Source organism: Bartonella sp. CL162QHHD (assembly GCF_042195435.1).
Classification (GTDB): domain Bacteria; phylum Pseudomonadota; class Alphaproteobacteria; order Rhizobiales; family Rhizobiaceae; genus Bartonella.
The window spans coordinates 80,473-96,458 of the sequence record NZ_JBHIOG010000044.1 but is presented as its reverse complement, the minus strand read 5'-3'; the positions used below and the strand labels follow the sequence as shown (position 1 = coordinate 96,458).

Genomic DNA, 15,986 nt, shown 5'->3' with positions numbered 1-15,986 from the left:
TAACTCTAATAAATCATCTTAAAGAGTTTCCCTAAGAAATTATTATAATACAATTGAATTTTTCTGGAAATCATAAACAATTATGTTTAGAAAATATAAAATATAAATCCAAAAGGGGAACAATTCATGAAAAATGAAACAACTTCAGCATCACAGGATGCAAGAAAACGTGTTTTTGCTATTATAGCAAGCGCATCAGGAAATCTCGTAGAATGGTATGATTTTTACGTTTACTCATTTGCATCAATTTATTTTGCATCACAATTCTTTCCCTCCGATGGTGATACGATTACGCCACTGTTAAAAACCGCGGGTGTGTTTTTTATTGGCTTTCTTATGCGCCCTATTGGAGCTTGGTTTTTAGGATTTGTCGCCGATCGTTATGGACGTAAACGCTCGATGCTTATATCCATTTTTATGATGTGTGGTGGCTCTTTTTTCATCGCCATACTTCCCACCTATGAAACCTTAGGAATAACATCAGCAATCCTTTTACTTTTAGCTCGAATGATGCAAGGACTTTCAGCGGGTGGTGAATATGGTACAGCAGCCACTTATATGAGCGAAGTTGCTCTCAAAAAACATCGTGGGCTTTTTGCTTCTTTCCAATCAGCCACCCTTATTACAGGTCAACTTCTTGCCAGCTTCATTATATTTATTCTAGCATCTTATCTCTCTGAAGATCAGTTAAAAGCATGGGGATGGCGCATTCCTTTTGTGATTGGTGGTTTCGGGGCAGTGATTGCGATTTATCTGCGTCGTTCTCTCCACGAAACAACCACGAAAGAAAGCCGCTCTCACAAACACTCTGGCAGTCTTAAGGAACTTCTCACCAAGCATACAAAAGCCGTTGTCGTAATTGCATGCTTTGCATCAGGAGGATCACTCACATTTTACACCTTTACGACTTATATGCAAAAATATCTAATCACAACCACCGGCTTTGATAAACATACCGCAACAACGATTATGACAGCTGTACTATTTATTTTCATCCTATTCCAACCCATAGCTGGTATCATAGCCGATAAAATTGGAACAAAAACTTTACTTATCATTTGGAGTATACTCTCTGTCATCTTTACATTTCCTGGACTCTGGATAATCGGTAATACGCATAGTATATGGGTTGCCTTTTCCGTCATTATTGGCTTGCTCTTCATTATGAGCATGTATACATCCATCTCTGGTGTCGTCAAATCAGCAATGTTTCCCTCTTCAATACGCGCATTAGGCGTTAGCATCTCTCATGCCATTGGCAACGCCTTATTTGGTGGTTCTGCTGAATACGTCGCGCTTGGATTAAAAAAGTACGGTCATGAATCACTCTTTTATTTTTATATAACCGTCGTGATGATCATGGCATTCATTGCTCTTCTCTTTGTCCCGAGTATGCGTAAAGGAGGCTACCTCCAAGAGGATGAAAAACATTAACCCTTTTTATCAACGAAAAAGCCCAAGAAATTGGGCTTTTTTTATCATTATCACAAATTTAATATTGTTTAAATTTTATGAAGTGCATTAAGGTGCTTAGCAACTAGATAATAAAAAGTCAGTCGACTTTTTCTACGCTCTCCAGACATCATCTCAGCCACTTTTGAAACAGCCATTTTAGCACTCTTCTCATCGGCTTCTAAAACATCTTGAACCCATTTTTCAACACGTTCTAACTCTTTTGGATCCGATGTAGCAACAAGCGCTGCATCCTGCTTTTTCATCACTAAAGCTAAACGACGGCTAAGTCGTTCTACTGCTGCTTCATCGGGATTTGAATCATATAGTTTAATATCTGCTAAATTATTTGTCATTTTGCATCATCTCCTCTCCAAAAATGAGCGGACTATACTTTACAGCCGCATCATATAGCTCCATAAATAATTAGAGGATTAAAAATATTAACAACCCCCCCTTTTCCTAAGACTGTTCTTCATCTATATTTAGAGGGCTGGTTTACCAGCTATGGTAATAAATGGACGGTGAAATAAACCTATTGGACCCGGGGGCGGTACCCGGCGCCTCCACCAAAATATAAGAAACCAAAGTTATATTTTGGTGGGGGCGAAATAGGATCGACAAGGGTGTAAAGATCGCTCTTTTACTCGGCATTGTACCACCGTTATCGGGCTAAATGAGTAGTTGCAAATGACAACTATGCGGAAGCACGTCTCGCCGCTTAAGGTGGTGTGAATGTTTCAATTTGAGCCTTAAACCGTCGCAGGTTTAAGCGGGGTTCGGAGGCACCTGGCAACAGAAGCCTTCACTTTTTTAAATGTTGTTGATTGATCTTTCAGACGTTATCAGACATTATTTACCATAGAGTTTCGTATTTATTCGATTTATTGAGGTGCATCGTAGAAAAAATACTGCTAATTTAAAATATATTCTGTCACACAATATCAATACGCCCCATTCTGCTACGTGAAATAAAAGGAATAAACTTCGATGGTTAAAGATCAAATCCGTTACGATATTCTCGTTCAGGATGCGCTTCGTGGAGTTATCCGTAAAGTTTTATCGGAAGTTGCCAAAGCAGGTCTTCCGGGAAATCATCATTTTTTTATAACTTTTTTGACAAATGCCCCAGGCGTTAAAATTTCTCCTCGGCTAAAAAATCGCTATCCCGAGCAAATGACAATCGTCTTACAACATCAATTTAGAGATCTCAGTGTTTCAGAAACAGCTTTCGAAGTAACCCTCTCTTTCAGGGAAATAACCGAAAAGCTCGTGATTCCTTTTACTTCCATTCAGGTCTTTTATGATCCTGTAGCAGCATTTGAAGCAGCATTTGATCTGCCCTCAAATCTGACCTCTGGAGAAAGTGAAAATTCAGAAAATACCTCAACTACGCCCATTACCTTATCAAACAAACAAAAAATAGAAAATACGCTTACAAAAGAACAAAATCTCAGTACAAACAAAGAACCTTCAAATAACGATGCAAAACAAAGTCAAAGTGCTGATGTTGTCTCTTTAGATTCCTTTCGGAAAAAATAATTTTTCTCATGACTGAATTGATTAATCTTCGCCAATTTCGAAAACAAAAAAAACGTACAGAAAAATCTCTTCGTGCTGAGCAAAATCGTTATCGTTTTGGACGAACAAAAACTGAAAAAAATTTTGAGCAACAAAAATCTTTAAAAACGCAAAAATTTCTTGATCAAAATCGTTTACGAAACGACGAATAAAGGTGGAAAAATGCACGAAAATAATTCTATCGATTGGTCAAAAGTCATTCCACGAAAGATATCTGTTCGCGTTGATGGACACGCAACAAGCGTCTCTTTAGAACCACCATTTTTAGATATTCTAAAAGATATAGCCCGCCAAAAAGGACAATCTTTAGCCTTTATTATCACCGATATTGATAGCAAAAGACCACAACAAGTAAATCTTTCGGCTTCGTTACGCGTTTATGCCCTTCAAAGCGTTCTCACCCAGCGCCTTTAATGTTTGTGCTTATTTTTTTACGTTCTCTTTCTGTCTGTTTAACTGAAACTGTTGTGACTTTTTAAGAGAAGTTTTTTTAATCTAGAACTTCAATAAAAAAAAGACTACAAAAGAGAGATAATGAGTAATTTTTCTGATCACACCATACCTTTCTTTGAAGAAGATTCCCCTCCAGACCATGATAAGAAGAGCTCTGGTTTTTTCTCCCATACTCTAAAAGAACAAAAATCATATAACACAGATTATTTAGAACAACTCAATCCAGAACAGCAACAAGCTGTTATGAATACTGAGGGACCTCTTTTAGTTCTTGCAGGTGCTGGTACAGGAAAAACGCGCGTTTTAACAACCCGTATTTCTCACATTTTACGCTCTGGACTTGCCTCTCCTCAGCAAATACTTGCTGTCACTTTCACCAACAAAGCAGCACGTGAAATGAAAATACGTATTGGTGAACTTATTGGAGAAGTTGTTGAAGGTATGCCTTGGCTTGGAACCTTTCATTCCACTGGCGCTAAAATTTTACGCCGTCACGCAGAACTTGTTGATTTAAAAAGAAACTTTACAATTCTCGATAGCGATGATGTTCTTCGACTTTTAAAACAGCTTATTCAAGCTGAAGGATTAGACGATAAGCGTTGGCCCGCACGAAACCTTGCCATGATGATTGATTCTTGGAAAAATCAAGGACTTTCACCAAAACATATCTCAAAAAGTGATGCTCATTCCTTTGGTAACGGCATGGGACGTGAACTTTATCACAATTATCAAAATCGATTAAAAGATCTTAATGCTTGTGATTTTGGTGACCTTCTACTTCATTCTATCTCTATCTTCCAACATAATCCAGATATTCTTCGCGAATATCATTCTCAATTTCGTTATATTCTTGTCGATGAATATCAAGATACAAATACAGCACAATATCTTTGGCTTCGCCTTTTGGCCCAACATCCTCAAGGTCAACATGTTAATCTTTGTTGTGTTGGCGATGATGATCAATCCATTTATGGATGGCGTGGTGCAAAAGTCGAAAACATATTACGTTTTGAAAAAGATTTTCCTTCTGCTAAAATTATTCGTCTAGAACGCAATTATCGCTCAACATCCCATATTCTCAAAACCGCCTCCCATCTCATTGCTCATAATGAAGAAAGGCTGGGAAAAGTCCTTTTTTCTGCTCAAATAAAGAGTGAGGAAGAAAAGGTAAAAATTCATTCAGCATGGGATTCGGCAGAAGAAGCACGAGCAATCGGAGAAGAAATCGAACGCGCACAACAAACCGGTCATGCATTAAATCATATGGCTATATTGGTACGCGCATCATTTCAAATGCGTGAATTTGAAGATCGCTTTGTAACACTTGGCCTTAATTATCGCGTCATTGGTGGTCCTCGTTTTTATGAGCGAATGGAAATACGTGATGCCATGGCTTATTTACGCGTTGTTGTCCAACCTACTGATGATTTAGCTTTTGAGCGTGTTATTAATACACCAAAACGCGGCATAGGAGATGCAACCCTGCGCATTCTTTATGAGAGTGCACGTGCACGTGCTGTTCCTCTCTTTTCTGCTGCCGCTGACATCATTGAAACAGATGAATTAAAGCCTAAGGCGCGCAGTGCGTTACGAAGCCTCATTGAAAGCTTCCGCCGCTGGCAAAATATGCTTCAAGACACTCCTCATAGAGAACTTGCCGAGATCGTCCTTGATGATTCTGGTTATACAACCATGTGGTTAGAAGATCGCTCACCAGAGGCTCCTACAAGACTAGAAAATCTTAAAGAAATGATTCGTTCCATGGAACAATTTGAAAATCTTCAAAGTTTTTTGGAACATGTTGCACTCGTTATGGAAACGGAAAATAATGAAAATATGGATGCAGTCAACATCATGACACTTCATTCAGCCAAAGGACTTGAATTTGAAACAGTTTTCCTTCCAGGTTGGGAAGAAGGACTCTTTCCCCACCAACGCTCATTAGATGAAGGTGGACGTTCAGGATTAGAAGAAGAACGGCGCCTTGCTTACGTAGGTCTAACAAGAGCAAAAAAACATTTGCATATATGGTTTGTATCTAATCGAAGAATTCATGGACTTTGGCAACCTGCTCTTCCCTCCCGTTTTCTAGATGAATTACCAGCAGAACATATAGAAGTTGTAGAAATGGAAACATCCTATGGTGGTTATGGAAAATCTTCCTTTCAACATCACGATTCCTTTTATACTGACTATGCAACAGCAAGACAAAAGCGTGCACAAAAAAACAAGAATATTGAAGGGAAAGTTATCTCTCAAACAATCTCTCATGCACCATCAGATTTTTCTGTCAATGATCGGATTTTTCACATAAAATTTGGTTATGGTCATATTACAGCAATAGACGATCATAAATTGACAATAATGTTCGAAAAAGCCGGAGAAAAGCGTGTACTAGACAATTTTGTAAACAAAGCTTAATTACAAGTAAACCACGATCAGTTTTTTCAAGAAACCACTTTATTTTATTCTGAATGTCATTTCCATTTACGAACAAAGGCTTCAATGGGCAAATTTTGCATATCAGGCAATGCGTTGTGAATTTTATCAAGCGGCCAATCCCACCAAGCCATATCTAAAAGGCATTCTATCACATTATTGGGAAAACGCATCCGCAACCGTTTAGCAGGCACCCCAACGACAATCGTATAGGGCAAAACATCTTTCGTTATAACAGCGTTCGCGCCAATGATAGCGCCATGACCAATTGTCACCCCAGGCATAATAACCGCACCATATCCAATCCACACATCATGCCCAATAATAACACGTTTTGCACAACGCCTTTCACGAAAACCACTATCTAATGCCATATAACGAAAATATTCGTTTGGACGATAGGTTATTTTATGCGTTGAAACGCGCTCCATAGGATGCTCCAACGCATTCATCCGTACATGAGATGCAATAGAACAAAAACGCCCAATATCGCTATAAATAGCCTCACTATTACGTTCTAAATAAGAAAAATCTCCAACGGTTACATCCCGTAAAATCACCCGCTCATTAATTTCCACATAGCGCCCTAATTTACAACCATGCAGCCGTGCCGTCGTATGGATACGAGGCTCACTTTCATGAAACCGAAGATCGTTCTCAATATTCATGCATCTTTCACCAATGTTTCATCATAGATATGGAAAGACATACCAATCAAGCCAATAAAATCAACCATGAAACACACATTGCAAAACAAACCTGCCGATGTTACAATTTCTCGATCTATTTAAGAGAGTCAAACTATGAAAAATGTAATACGCATCTTGGGGCTGACAATCATATTTCTTGCAGGTGTTTTTATTTATGATACGCTGACAAATAAGCCTTTAGGTGATAACTTTACTCTCACTGATTCTAATGGAAAAAATATTACTGAGGCTGATGTTCGAAGCAAGCCTTCAATAATTTTTTTCGGCTTCACTATGTGTCCTGAAAGCTGCCCTACCACACTGGTGAATCTTGATCGATGGCTTACAGCCCTTGGGCCTGAAGCTGATAAATTAGGTATATGGTTTGTGACTGTTGATCCTGAACGAGACACACCAAAAGTACTCCATGATTATCTCAGTAATTTTAACAATAAAATTGTTGGCATCAGCGGAGATCCTGAAAAAGTTCATAAAATGGTCAATTCTTTCAACATCGTTGCTGAAAAAGTCCCTGAAACAGATGGAAACTATACATATAACCATACAGCAGCAATTTTTTTACTCAAAAAAGGTGGAAAATTAGCTGGCGTTATCCGTTATGACACGAAAGAAAGCGATAGCGAATTAAAAGATGAAATCGCCATTGAACGGTTAAAAAAACTCATCTTAAACTAAAAAAACCGATCAAAAGAAAGAACAGCATGTCGCAACAAATTCGCCTCTATTATACTGCTTCTAAAAATGAAGCAGAACGGTTCTATACCCTTATAGAAACAGCCTTTGATGAAGAAGGTTATCCTCTTGCTCTTACAGAGATAGATGAACAAAATGCTGTATATGAACTTTCTCTATATGTCGATCAAGACAATCAAGAGAACGCATTGAAACGTTTTGCCAAAATTCTTTCTATAGATTTTGATAAAATTAATATGGAAGTTTTACCCAATATTGACTGGGTACAAAAAAGCCTAGAAGGACTAAAACCTGTGCAAGCCGGTCCTTTTTTCCTTCATGGAAGTCATAATAGAAGCGATATTCCAGCCAATGTTCTCCCTATTGAAATTGAAGCTAATCAAGCTTTTGGCACCGGACATCATGGAACAACAGCCGGTTGTTTAGAAATGATTGCCAAAGTCATGAAACACGAAAATCCCCAAAATGCCCTTGATCTTGGTACTGGGAGCGGTGTACTAGCCATTGGCATAGCAATGCTCAAACCAATTACTGTGCTTGCATCCGATATTGACCCAATTGCTGTTCAAGTTGCACAACACAATATCGAATTCAATGGTGTCAAGGAATATGTTACAGCTGTCACAGCAACAGGTTTTGCCCATGATGCAATTGCATCACGAACCCCTTTTGATCTCATCGTTGCCAATATCCTTGCTAATCCGCTTATTGAACTTGCGCAAGAAGTAGTAAAAGCACTTCAAAAAGGGGGATCACTTATACTCTCTGGAATTCTTGAAGAACAACATGCCCATGTTTTGGAGACTTATATAAAACAAGGAATGAAGCATATCGAAACATACCACCGGCAAGGATGGGTTACAATACATCTGAAATAAAATAAAAGAAAAGGACGTCGTTATGTATCAATCTTTTGAGGCGACAACAAATCCTGCTTATGCAGCAGAACGCATTTCTTGCCTTCGTAAAGAACTCGATCACCTTGGACTCGATGGTTTTCTTGTTCCGCGGTGCGATGAGCATCAAGGAGAATATGTCCCCCCTCATGCTCAACGCCTTAGCTGGTTAACCGGCTTTACTGGATCAGCTGGGATTGCACTGATTTTAAAAAACAAAGCCATCATATTTACAGATGGGCGATATAAGCTCCAAGTTCGCCAACAAACTGATCCTGATATTTTTAATTATGAAGATCTCATAACTTGTCCTCCCTCACAATGGCTTGAAAAAAATGGTCAAAAACTTTCTATTGGCTTTGATCCATGGCTCCACACGATTGCTGCCACCGATGCATTGAGAAACGCATTAGAAACGAAAGCAGGTGGAAAACTTGTAGAAGTTCAACATAATCCCATTGATTTGCTCTGGCATAATCAACCAAAATTACCACAATCTGCCTTATCAATTCACCCTCTCAAATATGCTGGGTGCGATACAGATGAAAAACTCGCTTTGATTTACAAAGATATACAGCAAACTCATGCAAATGCTTTTATTTTTACAGACCCCTCTTCCATTGCATGGACATTCAATATACGGGGCAATGATGTTTCCAACACGCCTTTTTCCCTTTGTTTTGCTCTCATTCCACTTAACGAAACACCAACCTTATTCATTGACAGCAAAAAACTTGGTGTAGAACAGAAACAATATCTGGAACGTTATGCAAAATTATATGAACCAGAACAGCTTATTCCCAAGATCAAAGAGTATGTTCAAAAAGGGACCGTGTTTGCCTTAGATCCACAGCTAACATGCGAAAAATTACGAACTGTTATTGAAGAAAAAAATAGCTCTTTTATCACACTTACCGATCCTGCTGCTCTACCACGTGCCATTAAAAATGACACAGAACTCAATGGCGCACGCAAAGCGCATCTACGCGATGGTGTTGCCCTAACCCGTTTTTTTTCTTGGTTAGATAAACAAATACCAGGGTCAATAAGTGAAATTTCTGCTGCTCAAAAATTAGAAGAATTTCGCATAAATACAGCAAACGAAATGGGAGAAAAACTTAAAGATCTTTCTTTTGATACAATTTCAGCAGCAGGAGAAAATGGCGCCATTATTCATTATCGTGTAACAACACAAACAAATAAACAACTCAATGCTGGTGAACTTTATCTTGTTGATTCAGGTGGCCAATATCGTGATGGAACGACAGATGTCACACGTACAGTAGCAATTGGGAATATTGGAGAAGAAGAAAAACGCTGTTTCACTCTTGTTCTCAAGGGCATGATTGCTCTTTCAACTGCTTGCTTTCCCAAAAGAACCCGTGGACAAGACATTGATATTCTAGCACGCATTGCATTGTGGAAAGCTGGTTTTGATTATGCTCATGGCACCGGTCATGGTGTTGGGTCTTATCTTTCTGTTCATGAAGGACCACAAAATATTTCCCGCAAAGGATGCCAAGAACTCATCTCCGGTATGATTCTTTCAAACGAACCAGGATATTATCGCGAAGGTGCTTTTGGTATCCGTCTTGAAAATTTGATGATAGTAAAGCCAGCACAAAAAATTGATGGTGGAGATATAGAAATGCTCTCGTTTGAGACACTCACACATTGCCCCATTGATCGACGGTTAATCCTTCCAGAGCTTTTGACACAAGAAGAACGGCAATGGCTCAATGATTACCATGCGCGCGTTTATCAGATGAATGCACCTTACTTAAATGAAGAAGATAAAAAATGGGCAAAAGAAGCAACAATGCCCCTTTAAATCAAGCAACCTATAACTTTTACCCTTTCTACAAAAACAGCACCGTCTTTTTTAGAGAAAAATATGTACTTGCGTCAGGAAATACAAAAAATATTTCTACAAGATACTTCACGTTTTTTCTGATATGGCAAACACTGACCTAGGTGAAGCAGAGTGAGATACGCCTGCACGTGGTTAATGCTTATTTTGGGTATTACCATCTAGACACTACCATATCCCTAGTTTCTTTATATGGAAACTCTCGTTATATTTTGTAATCCTTCGCATCGTATTTCTAAAACACCTATTATAACCAGCTTATTACGCTGTTTGGATTCAAAAATTCTGCATATTTATTCGAATAAATTTTACCTTTTTGTTTGCTTCACAATGATAATTTATATTATTTTAATTCTTGAATCATTTTCAATAGTTGTAATTCATTATAATACATATTGCTACAATAAAATAGAATCTGCTATGAAATAAAATTAAGTTAGAATTAAAAGAAGGAGCATACTGATAACATCAGCGTTAAAGTTTTTTATTTATTTGCATAGTTAACAGTAAAATATTATTTTCTAGACTATTACTTACTGTTGAAAAAAAGTTACCCACAATATAGATAGTTTCCAACTACACAGTATAAAAACAACATATATGGAGGCATGTGTTTTGACCTGAATGTGTTATTCAGCTAAAAATTAACAACAATAACAGAGGATATGAAAAACTAGATAACACAAAAACAGTCACGTAAATAAAGAAGATTCAAACTCTCTACAGAGTTTTACAAATGCTCTGAAAAATACACAATAAAACGTGTGTCTTATAGCTTGTTAGTTAACAAAATCTTAAGCACAGATCTTAGTAATCTATATCCTTTCCTTATCCAGTATTTTAGAAATAAAGTGACTATCCTAATGCGTATAATTTTATTTTGTTCCGTAATATTATTATTTGGATGCTATATTGGGCCTTCTGTATTGAAGGAAATTACTAAATTTAAGCGAATTCCTATTGCTTTATTTTCTGAAAATCAAGTCATTACTCCAAATCAGTACGATAAATTATACGAAGAGTACGTAAAGACACAATATCCTGATAATATATACGAAGAGCGCCTAGAAATTGCAAAAAAATATCTGGATAATAAGAGTTATGGTGTATATCATGTTCTAAGCCCTGGGATGGTAGTACTAATTCCTGAAAATATAAATCTTATCCATGCGAAAGTTGTTTGGTGTGCATGCCTTGTGGACTTATTACAGGGAGAGTACAATAAAAAATTTCCAGCATTATCCCTACCTACCTACATACATAAGCTACGTTCTCAATATAATTGGAAAGAAAACGATTTCATTTGGGCAAAAAATTTGGTCATGAACTCGACAGATCCAATGTTTAGATACGCACGAATGATATTTAATTCTGAAATATTCTCAATCCAAATACTAGCTCTAATAAACGAAATTTCCTATGCTGAGAAATTTGAGAGAGATGAAGGAAGTCAGGAAAAAAATTATGCTGCTAGACGCATTAGCGAATATCCGAAATTTTGTAATGAAATTGGACAAGTGTACCATCTAATAATGCCTGATAAGTATAGGTACCAGTAATCTTTTATAAATTCAACATAATAAACAACTCGCATTTATATTCCTTATTCATTTATAGCGGAATGTTTTATTATATTTTGTAATCTTCCGCGTTACATTTCTATTACGGCATTTTGGATTAAATTCTACATATTTGTTCAAAAATTTTACCTTTCTTCACAGTAATAATTTATATCTTTTACTAATAATAACCTTGCATATTCTTCATCATAATAGTTTAAGTTTAATATTTAAGTTCAACGTTAATTATTTTAATAACTTAATAAATATCAAAGTATATGGCGCTCTATTTTTGCAAAAAACAGCTCCTATTATCCCCTTTTTGATTTCATCCCCCCAAAAAATGTAAGAAAGATAATCATATCAACAGTATACGATCTTCTGGGAAACACCCTTTAAATATTATGTTTCTCAATCAGCTGTAGCCAAACCTCTTCATCGATAACCTCAACACCTAATTCTTCAGCTTTAGCCAATTTGGAGCCCGCTCCAGGTCCTGCAACAAGAAGATCTGTTTTTTTAGAAAGTGAACCAGATGTTTTAGCCCCTAATCGCTCTGCCAATGCTTTTGCTTCATCGCGTGACATATGCGACAAAGTTCCTGTAAAAACAATGATCTTCTCCGCTATTGGTGAAGAATCTGCTATGATAGGCTCTTCATCAAGAGGTGTTACTTCTTCAAGCAAAACAGATAAAATCTCACGGTTATGCGCTTCTTGATAAAAATCAACAATTGCGCTCCCTACCTGTGGTCCAATTCCTTCGATATTGGTAAGCTCCATCCAAGCCTCATTTCCTTCTTCATTTTTCTTATCACATGGCATAAGTGCTTCCATAGCCGCGGTCTCAAAAGCTGTATAATTTTTATAAGCACGTGCAAGGCGGCGTGCATTCACTTCGCCAACATGACGAATCCCTAATGCAAACAAAAAACGGCTCAAAGGAATTTCTCGGCGCGCATTAATGGCATCATACAATTTCCGCACTGAAACAGTACCAAAACCTTCCATATTTTCCAAACGTATCAAAGATTTTTCTTGGCGCCGTTGTAACGTAAAAATATCGGCTGGTGTATGAATACAAAGCGCTTCATCTTGAACATGGAAAAAGAACTCCACTTGTTTTTTACCCAAGCCCTCAATATCAAAAGCATTGCGTGAAACAAAATGACGAATACGTTCAATCGCTTGTGCCGGACAAATAAGCCCCCCTGTACAGCGACGCACGGCTTCTCCCACTTCACGAACAGCATGACTCCCACAAGCTGGGCACAAATGAGGAAAAATAAAAACAGCAGCATCTTTCGGGCGTTTTTCAATGATAACATCAATAACTTGAGGGATCACATCACCAGCACGTTGTACAATCACGCTATCGCCTACACGGATATCACGTCCTTCACGAATGGGCTCTCCTTTATGACCAATTCCCTTAATATAATCCTCATTATGCAAACTAGCATTGGTCACCACCACTCCACCAACAGTAATAGGCGTAAGACGTGCAACAGGTGTCAAAGCTCCCGTGCGACCAACTTGAATGTCAATATCTTCCAAAAGCGCTATCGCTTTTTCTGCTGGAAATTTATGGGCGATAGCCCAACGCGGCGAACGAGAAACAAACCCCAAACGCTTTTGGAGCATCAAATCATTAACCTTATAAACAATGCCATCAATATCATAGCTTAAAGAATGACGGCATTCTTCGATATCGTGATAATACGAAATAATTTCTTTTACTGTCTTAAAGACTTTTGTTAATGGATTGATAACAAAGCCATATTCTTTTAGCTTTTTCATCATCTCCATTTGACTTTCTGCCAATATTTCACTCACCTCACCACAAGCATAAGCAAAAAATTGAAGTTTTCTGCTAGCGGTTATCCGTGAATCAAGCTGACGGAGTGAACCAGCCGCCGCATTTCGAGGATTGGCAAAGGTTAACTTGCCCTTCTCTTGTTGGCTGATATTCAGTGCTTGGAAATCTTCCCGCCCCATATAAACTTCACCGCGAACCTCAATGATATCAGGAAAATCACTTTGTAAAACTTGTGGAATATCAGCAATTGTTCGGGCATTTGCCGTCACATTTTCACCGACAGTTCCATCCCCACGCGTTGCCGCACGCACAAGCCGCCCCTTTTCGTAGCGTAAAGACAAAGATAAACCATCAATTTTTGGCTCCGCTGTTATTTCCAACACTTGTGTTTCTGGAAGCCGTAAAAAACGACGAATACGCTCAACAAATTCACTAACATCTTCAGAGCTAAACGCATTATCAAGTGAAAGCATAGGCTGTGCATGAACAGATTTTTCAAACTTTTCAGAAATTGGTGCCCCAATTTTATGTGAAGGAGAATCAATACGTATAAGCTCTGGAAAAAGAGCTTCAATTTCTGCATTACGGCGGCGCAAAGCATCATATTCTGCATCAGAAATTTCAGGCTGATCATCACGATTATAAAGCACATCATGACGTGCAATTTCTTTTGCCAACCACTCTAATTCACGTTCTGCTTCAACAGCTGTGAGATTTTTATCTGCATCTTTGTTCATAAAATCTATTCCAAATTACAAGCACTGCCACAAGGATTTCCACACGCATCCTCATCAAGTGAATCTCAATAAATTCAAGCTTTCCAGTATTTTTATCGCTGACTAATTACCTTTATGCTAGAAGCTTTTGAGCCGCTGCACGCGCTTCTTCAGTAATCTGTTCTCCAGCCAACATACGGGCAATTTCTTCTGCACGCTCATGCTCTTCCATTTTATGAATCGCAGTAACAAAGCGTCCTTTATCATGACTCTCAATTTTTGAAATAAGAAAATGACCATGCGCTTTCGATGCAACCTGTGGAGCATGCGTAATAGCGAAAACTTGGACATGTTCTGATAAGCGTTGCAACCGTTGCCCAATAGCCGCTGCAACAGCCCCCCCAACGCCTGTATCAATTTCATCAAAAATCAGCGTCGGTGCTGATCCTCGATCAGATAAAACAACTTTTAATGCCAGCAAAAAACGAGATAATTCACCGCCAGAAGCCACACTAAGCATGGGACCGGCCCGTGAGCCAGGATTTGTTCGCACCCAATATTCAACACGATCACATCCCTCTGCACTCCGCTTTTCCGTATCACTTTGCATTTCAACAATAAATTCAGCCCTCTCTAATTTCAATGCCGGTAGCTCAGTCATCACGCTTTCAGACAAGTTCTTTGCAACCTCTTGACGTTTTATTGACAACGCTTGCGCTAACATATCATATTTTTTTTGTGCTTGTCTTGCCTCATCTTCAAAGCGTGTCAATATAGTCTGAGCCTCTTCAAAATCAGCGAGTTCTGCATCCATTTTATCGCGTAACTGAATCAATTCATCCGCTGAAACTTGATATTTACGAGCAAAACCCCGAAGAGAAAAAAGACGCTCTTCTATCCGTTCCAATTCATCAGGTTCAAAATCTAATGCTCGTATTGCCGTCTCAATACCTTCTTGTGCTGTTGCAAGTGCATGCAATGCCTCATCAATAGATTTCACCACTGGTACAATAAGTTCTTGCGCCTCAGGAATTTTCCGCTCCAAACGCCTCACCAAATTAGAAAGTACTGGGATTGGTGATTTTTGACCCGTTAAAAGATCATCCGCTTCTTTAATATCTGTCGCTATTTTTTCTAATTTAAGCATATCAGCACGACGAAGAGAAAGAGCTTCCTCTTCACCAACTTTAAAATCAAGCTTTTCAAGCTCTTCTACACACGCACGAAGATAATCAACCTCACGTACGGCACTCTCTACTTTAAGACGCTGCCGTTGCAAACGCTCCTCAAATTCACGCCATGAGTGATAACACTGACGCAAATTTTCCACTTCATCTTCAAGACCACCAAAGGCATCTAATAATTGGCGATGTGTAGCAACATCAACAAGCGCACGATCATCATGTTGTCCATGGATTTCAACCAGCAAACGGCCAACACTCCGCATCAATGCAACACTAGACACCTGATCATTGATAAAAACACGGCTACGTCCATCACTTGATTGCACACGTCGTAAAATAATATCACCCTCATCATCAAGACCATTCTCACGAATAAGTTGACGTGCAGGATGTGAAACAGACACATCAAAAACAGCTGTGACCTGCCCGCGGTCAGCACCATGACGCACAAGCGAAGCATCACCCCGCCCCCCTAGAGCAAGTGATAAAGCATCAAGGAGAATAGACTTCCCCGCACCTGTTTCTCCAGTTAAAACCGTCAACCCCGCCGTAAAATAAATATCAAGCGTTTCGATCAAAACAATATTATGAATCGAAAGCTGTACCAACATAGAG

General features: G+C 38.6%; 13 protein-coding genes and 1 other RNA gene. 10 read left to right on the top strand and 4 right to left on the bottom strand.

Annotation, left to right across the window (positions count from 1 at the left end; all coding sequences use genetic code 11):
* Nucleotides 1-126 precede the first annotated feature (126 nt).
* Nucleotides 127-1,434 carry an MFS transporter gene (locus ACFILD_RS03910; RefSeq protein ID WP_273790760.1) on the top strand — a complete coding sequence of 436 codons (1,308 nt, stop codon included), beginning with the start codon at nt 127-129 and terminating at the stop codon, nt 1,432-1,434.
* Nucleotides 1,435-1,502: 68 nt separating this feature from the next.
* Here ACFILD_RS03910 and ACFILD_RS03905 read toward each other — a convergent pair whose 3' ends face one another.
* Entirely contained in the window at nt 1,503-1,808 is a 306-nt protein-coding gene (locus ACFILD_RS03905) for a DUF2853 family protein (protein WP_273790761.1), read from the bottom strand.
* Nucleotides 1,809-1,905: 97 nt separating this feature from the next.
* Between ACFILD_RS03905 and ssrA the strand changes: the two genes are divergently transcribed.
* The 5 genes from ssrA to ACFILD_RS03880 all read left to right on the top strand — a co-directional run bounded on the left by ssrA (nt 1,906) and on the right by ACFILD_RS03880 (nt 5,907).
* Nucleotides 1,906-2,262, top strand: a transfer-messenger RNA (tmRNA) gene (gene ssrA, locus ACFILD_RS03900).
* A 180-nt stretch (nt 2,263-2,442) separates the two neighbouring features.
* On the top strand, nt 2,443-2,994 hold the full coding sequence (locus ACFILD_RS03895; protein WP_375631167.1) for an SspB family protein: 552 nt from the start codon (nt 2,443-2,445) through the stop codon (nt 2,992-2,994).
* An 8-nt stretch (nt 2,995-3,002) separates the two neighbouring features.
* Nucleotides 3,003-3,185: a DUF4169 family protein gene (locus ACFILD_RS03890; protein WP_273790763.1), complete on the top strand. Its 183-nt coding sequence runs from the start codon at nt 3,003-3,005 to the stop codon at nt 3,183-3,185.
* A gap of 10 nt (nt 3,186-3,195) precedes the next feature.
* The gene (locus ACFILD_RS03885; RefSeq protein ID WP_273790764.1) at nt 3,196-3,447 is read left to right on the top strand and encodes a ribbon-helix-helix domain-containing protein; all 252 of its coding nucleotides are present in this window, start codon (nt 3,196-3,198) and stop codon (nt 3,445-3,447) included.
* Between the two features lie 120 nt (nt 3,448-3,567).
* Nucleotides 3,568-5,907, top strand: a complete 2,340-nt coding sequence (locus tag ACFILD_RS03880; protein WP_375664789.1) for an ATP-dependent helicase — start codon at nt 3,568-3,570, stop codon at nt 5,905-5,907.
* 56 nt (nt 5,908-5,963) lie between these two features.
* On the opposite strand, the gene ACFILD_RS03875 is transcribed toward ACFILD_RS03880, so the two are convergent.
* Entirely contained in the window at nt 5,964-6,593 is a 630-nt protein-coding gene (locus ACFILD_RS03875; RefSeq protein WP_375643457.1) for a DapH/DapD/GlmU-related protein, read from the bottom strand.
* Between the two features lie 135 nt (nt 6,594-6,728).
* Between ACFILD_RS03875 and ACFILD_RS03870 the strand changes: the two genes are divergently transcribed.
* The 4 genes from ACFILD_RS03870 (at nt 6,729) to ACFILD_RS03855 (ending at nt 11,653) form a co-directional block, all read left to right on the top strand.
* On the top strand, nt 6,729-7,310 hold the full coding sequence (locus ACFILD_RS03870) for an SCO family protein (RefSeq protein ID WP_375664788.1): 582 nt from the start codon (nt 6,729-6,731) through the stop codon (nt 7,308-7,310).
* Nucleotides 7,311-7,336: 26 nt separating this feature from the next.
* Nucleotides 7,337-8,206: a 50S ribosomal protein L11 methyltransferase gene (locus ACFILD_RS03865; protein WP_375664787.1), complete on the top strand. Its 870-nt coding sequence runs from the start codon at nt 7,337-7,339 to the stop codon at nt 8,204-8,206.
* 22 nt (nt 8,207-8,228) lie between these two features.
* Nucleotides 8,229-10,055: an aminopeptidase P family protein gene (locus tag ACFILD_RS03860; protein ID WP_375664786.1), complete on the top strand. Its 1,827-nt coding sequence runs from the start codon at nt 8,229-8,231 to the stop codon at nt 10,053-10,055.
* Nucleotides 10,056-10,957: 902 nt separating this feature from the next.
* Complete coding sequence (locus tag ACFILD_RS03855; protein WP_375654486.1) at nt 10,958-11,653, top strand: hypothetical protein; 696 nt, start codon at nt 10,958-10,960, stop codon at nt 11,651-11,653.
* 395 nt (nt 11,654-12,048) lie between these two features.
* Here ACFILD_RS03855 and ligA read toward each other — a convergent pair whose 3' ends face one another.
* Together ligA and recN are read right to left on the bottom strand one after the other, a co-directional pair.
* Entirely contained in the window at nt 12,049-14,208 is a 2,160-nt protein-coding gene (ligA, locus tag ACFILD_RS03850; RefSeq protein WP_375637655.1) for an NAD-dependent DNA ligase LigA, read from the bottom strand.
* A gap of 112 nt (nt 14,209-14,320) precedes the next feature.
* On the bottom strand, nt 14,321-15,982 hold the full coding sequence (gene recN, locus ACFILD_RS03845) for a DNA repair protein RecN (RefSeq protein ID WP_375658192.1): 1,662 nt from the start codon (nt 15,980-15,982) through the stop codon (nt 14,321-14,323).
* Nucleotides 15,983-15,986: the final 4 nt, after the last annotated feature.

Bases quoted from the DNA above. Each gene is read 5' to 3' on its own strand.
- ACFILD_RS03910 (WP_273790760.1), top strand. From the start codon at position 127: ATGAAAAATGAAACAACTTCAGCATCACAGGATGCAAGAAAACGTGTT.
- ACFILD_RS03905 (WP_273790761.1), bottom strand. From the start codon at position 1,808: ATGACAAATAATTTAGCAGATATTAAACTATATGATTCAAATCCCGAT.
- ACFILD_RS03895 (WP_375631167.1), top strand. From the start codon at position 2,443: ATGGTTAAAGATCAAATCCGTTACGATATTCTCGTTCAGGATGCGCTT.
- ACFILD_RS03890 (WP_273790763.1), top strand. From the start codon at position 3,003: ATGACTGAATTGATTAATCTTCGCCAATTTCGAAAACAAAAAAAACGT.
- ACFILD_RS03885 (WP_273790764.1), top strand. From the start codon at position 3,196: ATGCACGAAAATAATTCTATCGATTGGTCAAAAGTCATTCCACGAAAG.
- ACFILD_RS03880 (WP_375664789.1), top strand. From the start codon at position 3,568: ATGAGTAATTTTTCTGATCACACCATACCTTTCTTTGAAGAAGATTCC.
- ACFILD_RS03875 (WP_375643457.1), bottom strand. From the start codon at position 6,593: ATGAATATTGAGAACGATCTTCGGTTTCATGAAAGTGAGCCTCGTATC.
- ACFILD_RS03870 (WP_375664788.1), top strand. From the start codon at position 6,729: ATGAAAAATGTAATACGCATCTTGGGGCTGACAATCATATTTCTTGCA.
- ACFILD_RS03865 (WP_375664787.1), top strand. From the start codon at position 7,337: ATGTCGCAACAAATTCGCCTCTATTATACTGCTTCTAAAAATGAAGCA.
- ACFILD_RS03860 (WP_375664786.1), top strand. From the start codon at position 8,229: ATGTATCAATCTTTTGAGGCGACAACAAATCCTGCTTATGCAGCAGAA.
- ACFILD_RS03855 (WP_375654486.1), top strand. From the start codon at position 10,958: ATGCGTATAATTTTATTTTGTTCCGTAATATTATTATTTGGATGCTAT.
- ligA (WP_375637655.1), bottom strand. From the start codon at position 14,208: ATGAACAAAGATGCAGATAAAAATCTCACAGCTGTTGAAGCAGAACGT.
- recN (WP_375658192.1), bottom strand. From the start codon at position 15,982: ATGTTGGTACAGCTTTCGATTCATAATATTGTTTTGATCGAAACGCTT.